This window comes from Rathayibacter sp. PhB179 (assembly GCF_004345345.1).
GTDB classification, from domain to species: domain Bacteria; phylum Actinomycetota; class Actinomycetes; order Actinomycetales; family Microbacteriaceae; genus Rathayibacter; species Rathayibacter festucae.
In genome coordinates this window covers 1-15,593 of sequence record NZ_SLVD01000003.1, presented here as the reverse complement: position 1 = coordinate 15,593, position 15,593 = coordinate 1, and the positions used below count along the sequence as shown (strand labels likewise).

Here is a 15,593-nt window from a genome sequence, read left to right as displayed (position 1 = left end):
GCTCAGCGCCCCGCCCGCTCGCCGCTCACGGTCGTCCCTCCAGGAGGCGGGTCGTCCACCGGGCCAGCGCGGTGACGGCGGCGCGGGACAGCTCGGCGCCGCGCATCATGCTGGTGAAGCCGTGGAACGCTCCGGGCCAGACGTGGAGCTCCGCCTGGACTCCGGCTTCCCAGAGGCGGCTCGCGTAGGCGACCGTCTCGTCCCGGAAAACCTCGGCGCTGCCGCAGTCGAGGTAGGCCTGGGGGAGTCCGGACAGATCGCCGGCTCGTGCAGGCGCGGCGTAGACGGAGACGTCCTCGCCGCCGCGCCGGGCGCCGAGGTAGGCGTCCCAGCCGAACCGGGTCATGGCTCGGTCGGCGACGCCGATCCCGTCGATCTGCCTCGTCGAGACGGTCGAATCGCTGTCGTCGAGCATCGGGGAGATCAGGATCTGGGCCAGGATCGACGGTCCCCGGCGGTCGCGCGCGAGCAGGGCGGTGCCCGCGGCGAGTCCGCCACCGGCGCTCTGGCCGACCAGGACGATGCGGTCGGGGTCGACGCCCAGTGCGTCGGCGTGCTCGGCGGTCCAGACGAGACCGGCGTAGCAGTCCTCCACGGGGTAGGGATCGGGGTGCTCGGGGGCGAGGCGGTAGTCGACGGTGACGAGGACGACGTCGTGGGTGAGCAGCCAGTCGTCGTAGGAGTCGAGGTTCCCGAGGTAGTGGCCGAACATCATGCCGCCGCCGTGGATGGTGAAGAAGCAGGGGGCGGTGCCGGTGCGACCGGCGCGCCGGAGGATGCCGAGGTCGATCGGATCACCGTCGTGCCCGGGGACGGTGACGGTGCGCCGTTCGAGGCCGCGGGCGCGCAGTGCGTCGTCGAGCTCCTGCTCCGTCGTCTCCAGCTCGCGCATGCGCGGGAGCATCGCCGTGGTCAGGGTGAAGGGTCCGCGCTCCTGCAGCCGGTCGAGGAAGGTCGCGAGCTCGGGGTCGAAGGGCGGCGGCGTGAGGGTGTCGGACATCGGTGGTCTCCTGGGTCGAGGTGGTGCGGGAACGGAGGGCGCCGGCGGCGACGAGCACCGCGGCGGCGAGAGCGAGGGTCGGGGCGGCGACGGTGATCGCGTCCTGGAAGCGGAGGAGGTCGGGCGGTGCGCTGACGGATCACGAAGCCGGTCCCCGCGAGGACGGCGGCCGCCGGTCTCGACCGAGGAGGCGCCGGTCACCGGCTGGAGGCCCGCGGTCGACGCGTGCAGGTCGCGGCCGAGGGTGGGCAGGGCGACGGTGAGGATCGAGCTGTCGAGCATCCCGAGCAGGGGCGCGGCCGACCGGCCGGTGAGGGCGATCCGGTCCTCGCGCAGGCGGCGTGGGGCCGTGCCTCGCGGGGCGGATCGGGGGCGTCGATCACCATGGGCGCACTCCTTCACGGGGAAGAAGTGGCGGATCACTCGATGCCGCGTGTGCGCACAGACCGCGGACGAGCGCGGACTGCTTTTTACCTCAGATGAGGAGAGAGTACACCCGGGCGGAGTCCCGGCGATCGGAATACGGCGTCGAGCAGGGGGGGGCGCCCGCTTCGAGCGAGCAGCCCGGGCCGGCCCTGCCGGGGTGGAGCCCGACGGACGCCTGCCCGGCCGCGTCCCCGGGGGTCGGCCTTCGCCGCGCGGATCCGGCGCACACGGAGCGTGAGCGGTCCGACGGCGACCGTCCTGGGAAGGGACCGCCGCCGAGCCGCTCCGCCCGCGTCGAGTGAGCGGTCAGGTCCCGGGCTGGGAGGAGCCGCTCAGCTGCGCGGCGATCGGCACGGTGCCGGCGACGACGACGTCGCCGGTGTGTGCGGTAGTGACGGTCTCGATCAGCACGATCTCGACCTCCTCCTCGGCCACGGGATTGTGCCGCACGCCGCGCGGGACGACGAAGAACTCCCCGGGAGCGAGATGCACGTCGGGCCGGTCCTCGAGTTGGATGCGCAGTCGGCCCGAGACGACGAGGAACATCTCGTCCTCCTCGTCGTGCGAGTGCCAGACGAGCTCGCCGAGGAGCCGGGCCACCTTCACGTACTGGTCGTTCACCTGCCCGACGACCCGGGGCGTCCAGTGCGACGACACCTGGGCGAGCTCGGAGGAGATGCTGACGCTGTCCTGATCCACGCGTCCATTCTTCCGGGCGGACCCGCGCCGTCGTCTTCACTCAGGTCACCGAGAATCGCCCTCGGTCTTGTCGCTGTCCACGAGCCGATCCTCCGCGCGGTCCTCGACCGGGCCGCCTTGAGTCAGAGCGCCTCGAGCACCTCGACCGCCCGCTGGACCCCGTGCTCGCTCCGCAGGAGACGGCCCACCTCGGCAGCGCGCTCCCGGCGCGACAGGGCGTCGGTCATCGCGGGCACGAGGGTTCCGGCCGAGAGGCGGCGCAGCGGGACCGGTGCGGCGGCGAGACCCTGCCGGTGCAGCTGGGCGGCCCAGAACGGCTGGTCGGCGGTGACGGGCACGACGACGGCGGGCACGCCGGCCCGGGCGACGGCGTGCGAGGTGCCGGCCCCGCCGTGGTGCACGGCGAGCGCGGCGCCCGGCAGGACCGCGTCGAACGGCGCCGACCGCACCGCCAGCACGTCCGGGCCACGGCACTCGGCCGGCAGCGCGAGTCCGCCCCACCCGGTGACGAGCAGCACCCGCAGGCCGTGGGCGCGGGCGGCCGTGACGATCGCGTCCCCGCGAAGCGAGGCGTCTCCGGTCGGCATCGAGCCGAACGACGCGACGAGGAAGGGTCCGCCGGCCAGGAACTCGGAGACCACCGGGTCGGGAGACGCGGCCGACTCCGCGAACCACGCCCCCGTCTGATGCACCCGCTCCGGCCAGTCGTCGGGACGCGGCAGCAGCGCGGGGCTCACCGCCATGAGCGTCGCGCGCGACGGCGACCGGTGCTCCGGACGACGACCGCCCGGCAGCTCGCTGGCGGCACGGGCCACGTCGGCCTCGAAGAGCCGGGCGGCGCTGCGCGGCACGGCGTAGGTGTGCCGGTTGTAGGCGCCCAGGTCGCGGGTGGCCGTGGGACCGCCGGCGGCGGGGAACCGCTCGCTCGGAGTGGCCACCGGCGCGAACTCCACGAGCACGCGAGGCACGCCGAGCGCGTCCGCCGCCATCGGCGCGCTGAGGATCAGCGGATGGTGGACCACCACGTCGGGCTCGAAGGCGATCGTCTCCCGCACCGCGCTGGCGAGCATCCGCCGCATCGCGGGGCGCACCTCCCGGCGCAGGTGGTTCGCGAGCGCCCACGGGGTGCGGCCGGCGGGGGAGAGCACCCGCCGAGCGTCCAGCCCGAGGGCCACGGTGTCCACGCCCTCGGGGGCGTCAGCGTCGTCGGGCAGGGCCAGCAGGACCTCGTGACCGCGGGCGACGGCCTTCCGGGCGAGGGCCGCGAACGGCTCCACATCGCCCCGGGTGCCGGCGGTGGCGAGCATCATACGCATCCCCCCAGTGTGGCCCGCAAGTCATCACCCCGCGTCGAGGGGGCCGGTAGCCTCGGGCGGGTGACTGATCGCAGTGAGCGGACGGCGAGCACCGCACCGCTCGCGATCGGCGCGGTCGTGCGCCGCCTCGTGCACATCTCGCGCCCGGTGCTCTGGATCAACACCATCGGCTCCGGCCTCGTCGCCGTGTGGCTCACCGGCGCGCTGTTCGACCTGCGGGCCCTGCCGATCATCCTGTGGCTCACCCTGCCGTTCAATCTGCTGATCTACGGCGTCAACGACGTCTACGACCAGGACACGGACGCGTCCAACCCCCGCAAGGGCTCGATCGAGGGCGCCAGGATCCGGCAGTCCGAGGTGCGGCTGATCACCTGGGCCGTCGCGGCGACCAACGTCCCGTTCCTGGTCTACTTCCTCCTCGCGCTGCCGCCGCTCGCGAACGCCGCGATCCTGCTCTACGCCGGCGTCTTCGTCTTCTACTCCGCACCGCCGCTGCGCTTCAAGGCGCGGCCCTTCCTCGACTCGCTGAGCAACGCGGCCTACGCGCTGCCGCTGGTCATCGTGCCCGCCGCCTTCGAGGTGTCGCCGGTCTGGCCGGCCGCCCTCGGGCTGATGGCCTGGAGTGTGGCCAAGCACGCCTTCGACGCGGTGCAGGACATCGTGGAGGACCGCGACGCGGGCATCACCACCACCGCGGTGCGGCTCGGGGCGCGCGGGACGGCCCTGTGGAGCGGAGCCTGGTGGATGGTCTCCACGGTGCTGTTCGCCCTGGTGAGCGTGCCCGTCGCCGCGGTCAACCTCCTGATCGCCGGCGTCCTCGTCGTGCGCCTGCTGCGCCACCCGACGCCGGAGACCGGTCACCGGCTCTACCGCCTGTCGGTCGCCTTCCCGTACATCGCGGGCTCCTTCACCGGGGTCCTGCTGCTGGTCTCGATCGTGCTGGGAGGCTCCGCATGAGCCGCGTCGTCGTCGTCGGCGGCGGGATCGGCGGGCTCACCGCGGCCGCGCTGCTCGCGCACGCCGGCCACCGGGTCACCCTGCTGGAGGCCTCCGCCGAGCTCGGCGGCAAGAGCCGCCGCCTCCAGCTGGGCGAGGACCGCATCGACACCGGACCGTCCCTCGTGACGTTCCCGGCGGTGTGGGACGAGCTGCTGCGGCGCCTCGGCGACGGCGAGCGCGCCCCCGAGCGCGTCCGGGACGCCGGCCGGCTCGACCTGGTGCGGATGCCCGAGGTGGGCCGCTACTACTACGACGGCGAGGAGACCGCCCTGCCGGTCGCGCCGGATCACCCCTGGTACCCGGCCTGGCGGCGCTTCTCCGAGCTGCACGCGCCCCTCGCCGACGACGTGACCGAGCTGCTGCTCGCCGACCCGCTCGACCGGGCCGCGCTCCCGGCGCTGCGCCGGCTGCTGGCCGTCTACGGCTCGCGGCTCACCACGCGCGCCTACCTCGACGGCCTGCCCTGGCTGCCGGAGGGGCTGCGCGAGATCATCGCGATCCACACCCTCAACGCGGGCGTCTCTCCCGCGCGCACCCCCGCCCTCTACGCGAGCATGCCGGCGATCATGGCCGAGACCGGGGCCTGGGTGCCCCGCGGCGGCGTGTACGAGATCGTGCTGGCGCTGAGCCGGCTGGCCGAGGCGGCCGGCGTCGAGGTGCGCACCGGCGAGGCGGTCGTCCGCATCGAGCGCGGGTCGGTCACCACGGATACCGGGCGCTATCCGGCCGACCTCGTCGTCAGCGCCCTGGACGCCGACCGGCTCGAGGCGCTGACGGGTCCGTCGCGGATCCCGGCGCTGCCCCGCCTGCGCCCCCGCACCCTCTCCTGCTCGGCGATCGCGCTGTACGGCGTGCTGCGGGAGGAGCTGCCGGCGAGCATCGCGACGCACAGCGTGGTGCTGCCGACCCGGCCCGCCGCGCTGCACCGCAGCCTCGAGGCGGGCGACGAGCCGGCGGACACCATGGTCTTCGTCAACCAGTACCGCGCGGGCGAGGTGTACCCGAATCCGCACAGCACCCTCGGCGTCCTGCTCACCGCGCCCGCCGACGGCGGCCGGTACACCGCCGAGCACCCCTTCGTGCGGCGCGAGGTCGAGCGCGTCTCGCGGGCGATGGGGCTCGACGGGCTCCTCACCGACCTCCTCGACGAGCAGACGGTGCTCGATCCGCAGTACTACGGCGAGGGCGGCGAACCGCACGGCGCGCTCTACGGCGCGGCGCGGCCCTCCTGGCAGAGCGGGCCCTTCCACCGGCCCGCCTACCAGGACCGCCTGCGGCCGTGGCTGTGGCGGGTCGGAGCATCGGTGCACCCCGGCGGCGGGATCCCCGCAGTGGTGGGTGGCGCGATGATCTCGGTGACCCGGCTGCTGAAGTCGAACCCGGCCTAGCCGGCGGAGCGGTGCACCGCAGCAGGCGGAGGCGGAGCCCTCTGCATGCTGGTCGAGTAGCGCCGCAGGCGCGTATCGAGACCGGCCGGCAGCCGCACGCCGGCGGCGCCGCGTCAGGCGGGCGTGAGCCGGAGGGGCGGGCGGGGCTGGATCGGCGTCGTCCCCGGTGCCATCGGGGAGATCCACTGCACGACCGGGCTGGTCGTGGTCGAGCCCGGGCCGAACGTGAAGGCGAAGTCGGCCGCACCGGCGACGGTCGGACCGGTGAGGTACGCGAACGCGGCGCTGTCCTCGTCGACGACGGTCCAGCCCGCGGGCAGGGCGATCGTCGACGCGTCGAAGAACTCGGCGGGGATCAGCAGGAGCCCGGGGTAGCCGATGGCGTAGCAGTCGGCGGGCACCAGCAGCCGGAGCGTCGACGTCCCGCCGAAGACGGCGGGGTTCGTCAGCCACTCGAGCACGGGGAAGCCCCGCGGCCCGACCTCGATGGTCGACGAGACGGAGCCGGTGACCTCGCTCTCGGTCCAGGTGGCCGTGGTGGTCCAGTTGCCGGACAGCTCACCCCACTCGACGTTGAAGCCCTTGGTCCCCGCGCTCACGCCGTCGGGGGCGAGGATCGTGATCGTCCGGCCGTTGTCGTTGATCACCGTCCACCCCGCCGGCGCGACGACCGACTTCGCCGGGGAGAAGGCGTACTGCTCGAGGACGGTCAGGGTGAGAGTGCCGGTCCCGCGGACGACCGGAGTGCCGCGCGGGGGCGACTCCAGGGTGAGGAACAGGAGGGACGACTCCGTCTGGACGCCCCTCGGGCCGTCCCAGGACAGGCGGGCCGTGAGCCCGGCTGTGCTCGCCGCGGCCATCGGCGCGGCCGTCGCGACCGCGACGACCGGGGTCGACCAGGCCGCCCCGAGCACGGTGCGCCTCGCGACGTCGGAGGGGCGGGGGTCGCGGACGCCGTGTGTGCTCATCGGGGCGAGTGTCGCAGTGGGGGAGTGCCCGCGGCAAGATCCTCTAGCGGACATGTCCGCTTGCGGACAGAAGTGCCGGGGGCCGACCCCTCATTCGGGTGCAGGGATGGTCCGGCGGAAGGTGATCACCTCGGAAGCGACCTCCCGCAGGTCGAGGGTCAGCGCTCGGGCCTCGTCGCGCAGAGCGGCGAACGCCGCGTCCGCGCTCAGGCGCAGGCTCACGCTGAGGAAGCCGACCGCCTGCAGGACCGGCACGTCGTCGTCGCCCACCTCCTCGAGCGCGCCGACCCAGGACAGGAAGGGGCCCGGCTCAGTCACGGCGGTCTCCGCCGCCGGCCGGGAAGGAGCTCCGGAGGGAGTTGCTCAGCTGCTGCACCGTTCCATGGTCGGCGATCCGACGCCCGAGCGGCGACGGGGTTGCCGGACCGGCGAGCAGGAGGTAGCCGACCGCCGCTCGTCCTGCGGAGCGAGGCGCTCCGGGCGGCCGCGCAGGTCGGGCCGGCTCCGCACTGCGGCGCCCGTCGGTCACGCCGGAGTGCGCGCAGCCGACGGGAACCCGCGCAGAGGCGGCGCCGCCAGGACAGTGAGCCCTCTCCTCACGGCCTCCGATTCGGATCCGGAACCCCGTGTGTCTGCAACCTAGACCTCCCGAGTCGCTCTGGGAAGCGCTCGGGGGAGCCAGGAGCGGGATGTCGCACCGATATCGACGAAGCGTGAGGATTCCGGCCCGTTCGGGCGTAGCCTCCGTTCCGACCCCATCCGGACCCCTTTCGCGTGGCCACGGCATCCATTCCGGATGCACCCGACGTCAGGATCCCCATGGGACGACTCGTCTACGACTCGCGGCTCGACGTGGACTTCGAGGACCGCCTCCTCGGTCACCTCCAGGTCGTCATCGGCACCAAGCTCGGCCGGGGCGAGAGCTTCTACCTCTCCTGGAAGGACCTGCCGGCCGTGGGCAGCGGTCGCACCTCGATCTGGCTGCATCCCGCCAGCGCGCTCCGTTTCCGGTACGCCAGTGCCGATCGCGTCGTCCTCAACCAGGCCTGGGTGCGGCGCTGGATCGCGGACTCCTACGCCCCGGGCGGGCTGCGCCTCACCGACGACCCGGAACCCGAGGGGGACCGTCCGCCGAGGACCGTGACTCCGGCATCGTCCCCGCGGGCGCCGCGGCTCTGACATCGTCCCGGGGACCGTCAGTCGCGCGCCCCGAGGGCGGACTCGGATGTGCTGCCGTCCCAGGCCGCGAGCAGGCGGAGGCGGTCCGCGCTGTCGCCCTGCTCGTCGGGGTAGTAGATGACCAGGACGAGCCCGTCGACCGGCAGCTTCTCGCGGTGCAGGTCGAGGGGACCGACGCGGGGGTGGTCGATCGTCGCGGTGCCGCCGCGGAGCGGGCGGACGTCGTGCCGGGCCCAGAGGGTGCGGAAGCGGGCGCTGGCGAGGGACAGCTCGCCGACGAGCTCGACCGCGCGGGGGTCGCTCGCGTCCTGGCCGAGGGTCTGCCGGGCGACGCCGACGAACGACTCGACCGCTGTCTCCCAGTCGCGGTGGAAGAGGCGCTCCTCCGGATCGAGCAGCAGCGACCGCAGGCGGTTGTGGCCGGGAGCGAGTCGCGGTGAGAGCGACACGGCCGCCCGGTTCGAGGCGAGGACGTCGAAGTAGCGGCCCTCGACGAACGCGGGGACCTCGAGTGCGGCGAGGAGGTGGTGCAGCCGCGCGGGGACCTGCTCCGCCGGCCGCGCGCGCCGCCGCACGCGGGGCTTCGGCGCGGCGAGGTCGTGCAGCCAGGCGGTCTCGACGTCGTCCAGCTGCAGGACGCGGGCGATGGCCTCGAGCACCTGCGCGGAGGGGTTGTCGTCGCGGCCGCGCTCGAGGCGGACGTAGTAGTCGGCGCTGATGCCGGCGAGGAGGGCGACCTCCTCCCGGCGAAGGCCCGGCACCCGCCGCCGCGTCCCCGACGGCAGGCCCACCCGCTCGGGAGCGACGAGCGCGCGCCGGGCCTGCAGGTACTCGCCGAGCGCGTTCGCCGGTGCGTCGACATCCATGGGGCCGACGATACCCACCCCGTCGCGCGCGGAGAGAGGCCCTGCCACTCCCCGGATCCGCCGGGACCTGGCTGCCCCCGGCGCCGGCGGCGACCATCGAGCCGAGCCGTTCACCGCGGACCCGTTCCCCCAGGAGGAGACACCATGGACATCACCGACCGCACCGTCCTCGTCATCGGCGGCACCTCGGGCATCGGCCTCGGCCTCGCCCGCCGGTTCGCCGCCGCCGGCAGCACCGTCGTCGTCGGCGGACGCGACACCGACCGGGTCGAGGACCTCGGGACCGTCCGGATCGACGTCACCGACACCGACTCCGTGACCCGCGCCAGGGACGAGGTGCTGGCGGCGCATCCCGGCCTCGACACGGTCGTCACCATGTCCGGGGTCCTGCTCCAGGAGGACCTCCGCGACCCCGCCCACTTCGCCACCGCGGAGCGGACCGTCGCCGTCAACCTGCTCGGCACGATCCGCGCCGTCGACGCCTTCACCCCGCACCTCCTCGGCCGGGGCGGCGGCGACATCGTCACGGTGTCCTCGGGGATCGCCTTCCTGCCGTTCCCGCTGATGCCCAGCTACGGCGCGTCGAAGGCGGGCGTCCACGCGTACACCGAGTCGCTGCGGGCGCAGCTCGCCGGCACGGGCGTCCGGGTGACCGAGCTCGTCCCGCCGGCCGTCGCGACCGCGGGTCAGGAGGCGGTCAACCCGGCGGCCCTGCCCCTCGACGCCTACCTCGACGAGGTCCTCGAGCTGCTGACGCAGGAGCCGACCCCGGACGAGATCGTCGTCCGGGCCGCGCAGCGACTGCGCTGGGCCGAGCGGGACGGCACCTACGCCGAGCTCCTCGCCGCCCGGTCCCGGGCGCTCGACACCCTGCCGGGGCGCTGAGCCGGCGCCGGGAGACCGTGAGGCACAACCCGGGGAGGCGCCAGCGGCCCGGCAGTCCTATCGTGATGGAGGAGGTCATCATGGTTCGTTCGGCAAGCAGGAAGACCCGTCCGTTCATGCCCCGTCTGCTCGTGCTCTCCGTCGCGGTGATCGGCGGACTCGCCGGCGTGACGGGCTGCTCGACGGGCACGGCTCAGGAGACGCAGGCGTCGATGGCGCCCTCGGCGTCCACGTCGACGGCTGCGTCCAGCGCGACGGCCGCACCGGCGAGCCCTTCCGCGTCCGCACCGTCGTCCGCACCGCCCGCGTCCTCGGCCGGCTGCAACCCGAACGACACCCCCGTCCCGGCCGGCGTCACGACGGCGGAGATCGGCGACGTCGACGGCGACGGCCGGGCGGACCAGGCGTTCTACGACGAGGACGGCGGCTTCGACTACGGCATCCGCACCGCCTCGGGCGCGACCTTCCTGCAGCAGGACACGCTGGCGGGCCCGGCGACCCACAGCGGCTGGACGGTCGCGGTGAGCCCGACCCTCGCGGCCACCGTCCTCAGCGACGGCAGGACCGCCGCGCTCTTCGCCTTCACCGACTGCGCGTTCGTGACGCCGGTCGGCGTCGACGGGGAGCCGTACCGATTCGTGCTCGCCGGGTTCGGCGACGCCGGCACGGGCGTCACCTGCGGCACGGCCGACGCCGACGGCTACCACTCGATCTCCGGCGTCCTCGCCGCGCGGGACGCCGATGGGCGCTACAGCATCACCTCGACGCAGGTGGAGCTCTCGGCCGACGGGCGCACCGCGACCAACGGCGCCGTCACGAGCGGCGGCGACGACCTCGCGCAGGACGACCCCGCGGTCGTCGCGGCGATGACGGCGACCTGCGACGGCGTGGCGAGCGTTCAGACCAGCGGGGAGTGACCGCCGGGAGTTCCGCTCGGTCCGAGCGGGGCGCCCGGACCGCGGAGATCGACAGCACTCGACCACCGCGCCCCCGGCGGTGGTGTCGAGGCGTCACCGACGCGCGCCGCGCGAGTCGAGGGCGGCGCGTGTCGGTGGCATCGGGGGTCAGGCGGGGTCGTACCCGCCCTCCTCGTCCCACTGGTCGAGACCCTCGCGGGCGGGCGACCGGGGGGCCGGGGTGGGGCGCCGCCACGTCGACAGAGCGGCGTCGGCCCAGGCGGTGACCGACCCGGGTGCGGCGTCGTACGAGGCCCAGAACCGCGTGTGGCGAGCCGCCTCCTCCCGCAGATCGTCCGCGGGGACGACCGGCACGGCGGTGCGCGGTCGAGGTGCCACCGGGAGGCGTGTCATCGGGGATCCGGTCGTCGGCGCCGTGCTGATGAGTGCGGTCATGGCCGGACCATACGCCCTTCTCGAGGCCTCGAACGGAGGAGCCGCGAACACGTCCGCGCAAGCGACTCGAAGTCGGTCCGCCGCACCCCTCCGCGGCGGCTCCGGTCCTGACTCCGGGTGCTCTGGTCCGCCTGGTGCTCCTTCACACGCCTGTTGCGGAGAGCTCGTTCGGGTGGGGCCACCTCAGAGGGCCTCGATCTCTCCTCTGACCTGCCCACGTGAGCAGGGGGCCCACAGCATGTTGGGGGCGCTGAACGCGAGTGGAGGGGCGACGGGTGCTCGACGTCGACGTTGGGTAGCTTCGGGACATGGATGAACCCACTGAGCCGTCCGCTCGAGGGTGGCGAATCGATTTCAACGAGCCGCCGAGCCTTCTGTGCAGCGAAGCGGAGGCAGCTCTCGTGCGCGCGTCGGAGGAGAGTGCACTTCTTCGGAGTCGGCCCTCGGGATCCGGGGGGAGGGAGAGAGTCGTCTCCGCTGCATGCTCCGCTGCTCTTCTCGGTGCCAACGAGCACGAGCTCGCCGTCACGATGGGGTTCACGATCGAGGCCGTTCGATCGATGCTTCGCGGCGCTTGAACTAGGCCCGGGTCGTCCCGTATGGGGATGGTCTACCGAGATGCCGGGGTCGATACTGAGGAGCGCTGTCGGGTGGATGCCAGAGCGTCGAGTCCGCAGTGTCCTGTGAGCCCGGGCCGGCGATGCCCTGATGACGATCGGATCAACCATGCAACGCAAGCAGGCAGTCCTCGTTCTGGCCTCGTTGGTGCTTCTTGGAGCGACCGTCACCGGCGCGGGTATCGCACTGGCCGCACCCCCGGCAGTGCCCAGTGCGACGCCCAGCACGGTCACCCTTCCGAGCGAAGTCGTGGCGACGATCGCTCCTGGCACGCTGCACAGCGGGGAAGCATCCGCACCAACCGAAACGCCGTCGCTCGAGCCCGGTGCTCCCGGTGCCGAAAGGGCGCCGGTGGAGTCGGCTGATGCCGCGATCGCCCTCGCCCTCCAGGACGAAGCGTCCATCGAAGTCGCCACGAGCACCGATGCCGTCAGGACCACCTCGGAGGAGGCGTATGGCAGCGAAGGACTGCTCGCTGGCTTCTCTCCGCCGTCGGACAGCCCCTCCGCCGACGATCTCTGGCTCGTCGGTGTCACCGGCGAGATCCGCAACAGCTTCGGCGCCATCGCGGTTCCCCTCGACTGGATGATTTTCGTCATCGATGCGAAGACAGGTGCTCTCATCGGCCGGTGGGGCGACACCGGTAACTTGCCGGACATCTTCGACTGACGCCGTGATTGAGGCTCGGCGAGCAAGCCGTAACAGCGCAGGCCGACCGTCCCGAAAGGGGATGGTCTGACGGACGCGAAGGCTGGGGTCAGGGCAGAGGGGCGACGTAGACACTCGAGCTCCCGGCTCGGCCCGCCTGAGTTCGCTCTACTTTCACGATGTGGGTCGGGTCGAGTCCGGCGGGTGTATCGAGGACATAGCTGGCGAGTACGTAGCTCTCCGAGCACCCCTCCTCCTGCGGGTCCTCCTGCAGCTTCGACTCGATCCGTAGGTGGTCGGGCGCGACGACCTCGAGAGCGACGGGTTCGTTCAGGCACTGACCGCTCCCGCCCGTGGTCATCGTGAAGGTGCTCCCGTCCTCCAGCCACTGAATCGGCCGGCTCGAGGTCGGATTCTTCAGTCCACCCCAGTAGCCGTATCGGTACACCGCGCCCGCGGGGGAGAAAGTCGGTGCGGCGGTCGGTGCGCCGGCGGAGGGCACCCGGTCCGGCCACCTGCCCGCGTAGTCCCCGAGGAGCCACAGGCTCGCTCCGGCTGCCACCGTCAGTGCGGTGATGCGCAGGACCTTCGAGAGACCATGGCTTCGGTGAGTGGACACAACTCGATTCTGCCTTCGCGAAACGCCGGGTGCGCAATGATCCCGTCTGTCTCTGGAAGAGCAGTGAGATGGTGCGAGGCATGTGGACTCCCGGCGGGTGGAGCGGCGCGCTCCGTTCGGCTGAGCAAAGCACGCTCGCGCCGGTGCTGCTACGCGCTGAGCAGTTCCAACGCGACCAGACCCCTGCATGTCCGGGGAACGTCGACGATGCGTCGTCTGTCCCGAAAGGCAATCGCCTCACGCGTCACACCCGGCGTATCTCTCCAGATCCGAGTGCCTGTTCCGAGGGCAGCGGGGACAGCAGGTCACCGAGTTCGCGCTTCGCCTTCTGGTATCGACTGCGTGCCGTGGACGGTGGGACGGAGAGGATCTGGGCCGCCTCGCTGAGAGAGAAGCCCTCCCAGTGCACGAGTCGCACGACCTCTGCCAGCTCCGGAGTGAGTTTGCTCAGCGCTGCTCGAACGTCGAGGACGACGTCGGAAGGTTCTCCGATCACGCCGATGGGGTCGACGATGCCGCGAAGCTTCTCGGCGAGGAGGTCTTGGCGCCTGCGCGTCCTACTGGTGTTCAGCGCGACGTTCCGCGCTACCCCGAACAGCCACAGGCGGGCGTCCTCGTCCGGCAAGGGCATGGACGACGACCGGCGCCACGCGATCGTCATCGTCTCGGAGAGCGCATCGGCAGCGTCATCGGTGCCGACTCGGCGTTCGAGGTAGTTCAGAAGGTCACGGGCTGTGGCGTCGAGGATGGCCACGATGCGATCGGCTTGCGTGTCGCGGCGGCTCACTGGGTGAGGTTCGCCTGGGTGAATTTTGCGCAGTCGTCTTGGCTTCCGAAGGAGAGATCTGATCCGGTGACGGGATCGACCACTCCTCGGTCTTCGAGCTCGTCCCAGACGACGTTGATGATCGCGCCCACCACCGCTTGGCGGTACAGCTCGTCTCCCGAGTACAACTCGGTCGCGGGCACCACGGTGTCGCCGTCGTCGCCGCGGACGGTCACGTCCCGAGCGACGATCCGGGCCAGCTCGCCGTCGATGTCCGCGAGGGCGAGCACATCGGTGGTGCGAAGCACGTCCTGCGCCTCCTTGACGTCCTCCGGGTCGCCTTCCCTGGCGACGCTGCGGAACTCGCATTCTCTTCCGCTGGGCAGCGTGAAGTGGACGACGGAGTCCGGATTCGTCACCCACGGCTCCCACCCGGAGAGCGTCGTCGCCGCGGCCGCACCCGCGCCGCCCAGCGTGAGAGCGACGACGGTGCCGATCACGGCGGCACGAGGCGTGACTGGCCGCCGGCCGCGTCGTGTCTCCCGCTCCGCCCCGCGGACCATCTCTCGAAGGGCGTCGTCGGGGACTGCATCCGCCAGTGGAGTCGGTGGCACCGATTCGTCGAGGAGCGCCTTCATCGCCCGATCGCTGGCGGCGTCGTGAGGTTCGGTCGTCATGATCTGCTCCTGGGTGCTCGACTGGCCTTCACTCTGTACATGTCCAGCAGGACCCCGAACTGACGACACGAAGAGGGAATCAGTCGAGAACGTGTCCCGCTCGAGCGGGCATCGTCTCCTGCAGGGGTCGCTCGGCCGGGACGGTCTGTGAGTGGTGAGCGTCAGCGCGAGCGGACGTTCGTGTCTTCACCCTGCCGTGACTGCGGTGCGACCGTTGTCGCTTATCGGTTCGAGCCGGAACGAGCGCATCGGCCGTCTCGCCTGATCATCGATCATCGGCTCACCGGTGCCCGCGGTGAGCGCCGATCCAGAGGAGCAGCACTCCGACGATCGCCGCGACGGCTCCGAGTGCCATCACCGTCGCGTCCGCGGGGTGCATCGCGCAGGCCGCGGCCACGTCGTCGTCGGCGCAGGTGCGCCACGGCTGGAAGAGGAACACGACGGCCACGATCACTCCGAGGGGAGCGAGAACCGCTCCGGTCGTGGTCAGCAGGTCGATTCGTTCTCGCGCAGCCATGTCCTGAAGGCAGCTCCCACCGTTGCGCCTCTACTGGTGCTCGATGCGCGACGCCGGGTCCAGGCCGAAGGTGCGGAGGGGGTCGGGGCCGTCGAGAGTGATGGACGTGCTCGGGTCGCCAGCGAACTCGTCTGCTGAGCGCTCCTGGGTTCCACGGCCCGCATACACGTCGCGGAGGACACTGGCTGCGGCGCCGGCGGGAGCCACGGCTTCTCGGAAGCGTCGGAGGAGTCCCAGAGTGAAGCCGACCGCGATGACGAGGCCGAAGGCCATGATGAGCAGTGCTTCGGACATCGTGATCTCCGATCGTTGATGTCGGTTCAGTCGAACACGCCCGCTCAGCGAATGCAACGCCGCCCGTGGGCGACCGGGCCTCCCCTCAGGGGAGGAGCCCGGACGTATCGCCGAGTCGTCTGCAATCGCTCCCTGAAGTCTGAGACGAAACCGTGCTCTGGGGGCATTCACTACTGAGGGGGGTGATGTCGGTGGTCGGTGCTGCTGAGCTGACGCTGGTGGATCGTCTTCGCAGCGGCGACCCCTCGGCGCTGGATGCTCTCTTCCGGATGCACGGCCGCGCGGTCCACCGGGCCGCGGGGAGCTTCCTCGTCCAAGCCGACCAGGCGGAGGACGTCGTGCAGGAGACCTTCTTCCTGCTCTGGAAGCGCCGCTC

17 protein-coding genes are annotated in these 15,593 nt (G+C 72.2%); 6 read left to right on the top strand and 11 right to left on the bottom strand.

Going from position 1 to position 15,593, the window contains the following annotated elements:
• Window positions 1-25: 25 nt before the first annotated feature.
• From EDF43_RS07195 to EDF43_RS07185, 3 genes are all read right to left on the bottom strand, one after another.
• On the bottom strand, window positions 26-1,000 hold the full coding sequence (locus EDF43_RS07195) for an alpha/beta hydrolase (RefSeq protein ID WP_132436112.1): 975 nt from the start codon (window positions 998-1,000) through the stop codon (window positions 26-28).
• Between the two features lie 732 nt (window positions 1,001-1,732).
• On the bottom strand, window positions 1,733-2,125 hold the full coding sequence (locus EDF43_RS07190) for a cupin domain-containing protein (RefSeq protein ID WP_165909044.1): 393 nt from the start codon (window positions 2,123-2,125) through the stop codon (window positions 1,733-1,735).
• 122 nt (window positions 2,126-2,247) lie between these two features.
• Window positions 2,248-3,432, bottom strand: coding sequence for a glycosyltransferase (locus EDF43_RS07185; protein ID WP_243646248.1), 1,185 nt, complete (start codon window positions 3,430-3,432; stop codon window positions 2,248-2,250).
• A 69-nt stretch (window positions 3,433-3,501) separates the two neighbouring features.
• Here EDF43_RS07185 and EDF43_RS07180 point away from each other — a divergent pair, with 69 nt between their 5' ends.
• Both EDF43_RS07180 and EDF43_RS07175 read left to right on the top strand, forming a co-directional pair.
• Window positions 3,502-4,398, top strand: coding sequence for a UbiA family prenyltransferase (locus tag EDF43_RS07180; protein ID WP_132436110.1), 897 nt, complete (start codon window positions 3,502-3,504; stop codon window positions 4,396-4,398).
• Window positions 4,395-5,828 (top strand): FAD-dependent oxidoreductase, encoded by a 1,434-nt coding sequence (locus EDF43_RS07175; protein WP_132436109.1) that lies wholly within the window; start codon window positions 4,395-4,397, stop codon window positions 5,826-5,828. Before EDF43_RS07180 ends, EDF43_RS07175 begins: the two co-directional genes overlap by 4 nt.
• 113 nt (window positions 5,829-5,941) lie before the next feature.
• Here the strand turns inward: EDF43_RS07175 and EDF43_RS07170 are convergent, their stop codons facing one another.
• Together EDF43_RS07170 and EDF43_RS07165 are read right to left on the bottom strand one after the other, a co-directional pair.
• Window positions 5,942-6,796 (bottom strand): hypothetical protein, encoded by an 855-nt coding sequence (locus EDF43_RS07170; protein ID WP_132436108.1) that lies wholly within the window; start codon window positions 6,794-6,796, stop codon window positions 5,942-5,944.
• 90 nt (window positions 6,797-6,886) lie between these two features.
• On the bottom strand, window positions 6,887-7,114 hold the full coding sequence (locus EDF43_RS07165) for an ANTAR domain-containing protein (protein WP_132436107.1): 228 nt from the start codon (window positions 7,112-7,114) through the stop codon (window positions 6,887-6,889).
• A gap of 501 nt (window positions 7,115-7,615) precedes the next feature.
• Here EDF43_RS07165 and EDF43_RS07160 point away from each other — a divergent pair.
• Window positions 7,616-7,975 (top strand): ATP-dependent DNA ligase, encoded by a 360-nt coding sequence (locus tag EDF43_RS07160; protein WP_132436106.1) that lies wholly within the window; start codon window positions 7,616-7,618, stop codon window positions 7,973-7,975.
• Window positions 7,976-7,992: 17 nt separating this feature from the next.
• On the opposite strand, the gene EDF43_RS07155 is transcribed toward EDF43_RS07160, so the two are convergent.
• Window positions 7,993-8,841 (bottom strand): helix-turn-helix transcriptional regulator, encoded by an 849-nt coding sequence (locus EDF43_RS07155; protein ID WP_132436105.1) that lies wholly within the window; start codon window positions 8,839-8,841, stop codon window positions 7,993-7,995.
• A 144-nt stretch (window positions 8,842-8,985) separates the two neighbouring features.
• On the opposite strand from EDF43_RS07155, the gene EDF43_RS07150 reads away from it, so the two are divergent.
• Both EDF43_RS07150 and EDF43_RS07145 read left to right on the top strand, forming a co-directional pair.
• Complete coding sequence (locus EDF43_RS07150; protein ID WP_132436104.1) at window positions 8,986-9,726, top strand: SDR family NAD(P)-dependent oxidoreductase; 741 nt, start codon at window positions 8,986-8,988, stop codon at window positions 9,724-9,726.
• An 80-nt stretch (window positions 9,727-9,806) separates the two neighbouring features.
• Window positions 9,807-10,643 (top strand): hypothetical protein, encoded by an 837-nt coding sequence (locus EDF43_RS07145; RefSeq protein WP_165909043.1) that lies wholly within the window; start codon window positions 9,807-9,809, stop codon window positions 10,641-10,643.
• Between the two features lie 147 nt (window positions 10,644-10,790).
• Here the strand turns inward: EDF43_RS07145 and EDF43_RS07140 are convergent, their stop codons facing one another.
• Complete coding sequence (locus EDF43_RS07140; RefSeq protein WP_132436102.1) at window positions 10,791-11,078, bottom strand: hypothetical protein; 288 nt, start codon at window positions 11,076-11,078, stop codon at window positions 10,791-10,793.
• A gap of 708 nt (window positions 11,079-11,786) precedes the next feature.
• Between EDF43_RS07140 and EDF43_RS07135 the strand changes: the two genes are divergently transcribed.
• Window positions 11,787-12,365: a hypothetical protein gene (locus EDF43_RS07135; RefSeq protein ID WP_165909042.1), complete on the top strand. Its 579-nt coding sequence runs from the start codon at window positions 11,787-11,789 to the stop codon at window positions 12,363-12,365.
• Window positions 12,366-13,207: 842 nt separating this feature from the next.
• Here the strand turns inward: EDF43_RS07135 and EDF43_RS22295 are convergent.
• The 4 genes from EDF43_RS22295 to EDF43_RS07120 form a co-directional block, all read right to left on the bottom strand.
• Window positions 13,208-13,750, bottom strand: a complete 543-nt coding sequence (locus tag EDF43_RS22295; protein ID WP_243581857.1) for an RNA polymerase sigma factor — start codon at window positions 13,748-13,750, stop codon at window positions 13,208-13,210.
• Window positions 13,747-14,406: a hypothetical protein gene (locus tag EDF43_RS22290; protein WP_243646247.1), complete on the bottom strand. Its 660-nt coding sequence runs from the start codon at window positions 14,404-14,406 to the stop codon at window positions 13,747-13,749. The genes EDF43_RS22295 and EDF43_RS22290 overlap by 4 nt, the downstream gene beginning before the upstream one ends.
• 280 nt (window positions 14,407-14,686) lie before the next feature.
• Window positions 14,687-14,923: a hypothetical protein gene (locus EDF43_RS07125; protein ID WP_132436099.1), complete on the bottom strand. Its 237-nt coding sequence runs from the start codon at window positions 14,921-14,923 to the stop codon at window positions 14,687-14,689.
• A 30-nt stretch (window positions 14,924-14,953) separates the two neighbouring features.
• Complete coding sequence (locus EDF43_RS07120) at window positions 14,954-15,217, bottom strand: hypothetical protein (RefSeq protein ID WP_132436098.1); 264 nt, start codon at window positions 15,215-15,217, stop codon at window positions 14,954-14,956.
• Window positions 15,218-15,593: the final 376 nt, after the last annotated feature.

Bases quoted from the DNA above. Each gene is read 5' to 3' on its own strand.
- EDF43_RS07195 (WP_132436112.1), bottom strand. From the start codon at position 1,000: ATGTCCGACACCCTCACGCCGCCGCCCTTCGACCCCGAGCTCGCGACC.
- EDF43_RS07185 (WP_243646248.1), bottom strand. From the start codon at position 3,432: ATGCTCGCCACCGCCGGCACCCGGGGCGATGTGGAGCCGTTCGCGGCC.
- EDF43_RS07175 (WP_132436109.1), top strand. From the start codon at position 4,395: ATGAGCCGCGTCGTCGTCGTCGGCGGCGGGATCGGCGGGCTCACCGCG.
- EDF43_RS07170 (WP_132436108.1), bottom strand. From the start codon at position 6,796: ATGAGCACACACGGCGTCCGCGACCCCCGCCCCTCCGACGTCGCGAGG.
- EDF43_RS07160 (WP_132436106.1), top strand. From the start codon at position 7,616: ATGGGACGACTCGTCTACGACTCGCGGCTCGACGTGGACTTCGAGGAC.
- EDF43_RS07155 (WP_132436105.1), bottom strand. From the start codon at position 8,841: ATGGATGTCGACGCACCGGCGAACGCGCTCGGCGAGTACCTGCAGGCC.
- EDF43_RS07150 (WP_132436104.1), top strand. From the start codon at position 8,986: ATGGACATCACCGACCGCACCGTCCTCGTCATCGGCGGCACCTCGGGC.
- EDF43_RS07145 (WP_165909043.1), top strand. From the start codon at position 9,807: ATGGTTCGTTCGGCAAGCAGGAAGACCCGTCCGTTCATGCCCCGTCTG.
- EDF43_RS07140 (WP_132436102.1), bottom strand. From the start codon at position 11,078: ATGACCGCACTCATCAGCACGGCGCCGACGACCGGATCCCCGATGACA.
- EDF43_RS07135 (WP_165909042.1), top strand. From the start codon at position 11,787: ATGACGATCGGATCAACCATGCAACGCAAGCAGGCAGTCCTCGTTCTG.
- EDF43_RS22290 (WP_243646247.1), bottom strand. From the start codon at position 14,406: ATGACGACCGAACCTCACGACGCCGCCAGCGATCGGGCGATGAAGGCG.
- EDF43_RS07125 (WP_132436099.1), bottom strand. From the start codon at position 14,923: ATGGCTGCGCGAGAACGAATCGACCTGCTGACCACGACCGGAGCGGTT.
- EDF43_RS07120 (WP_132436098.1), bottom strand. From the start codon at position 15,217: ATGTCCGAAGCACTGCTCATCATGGCCTTCGGCCTCGTCATCGCGGTC.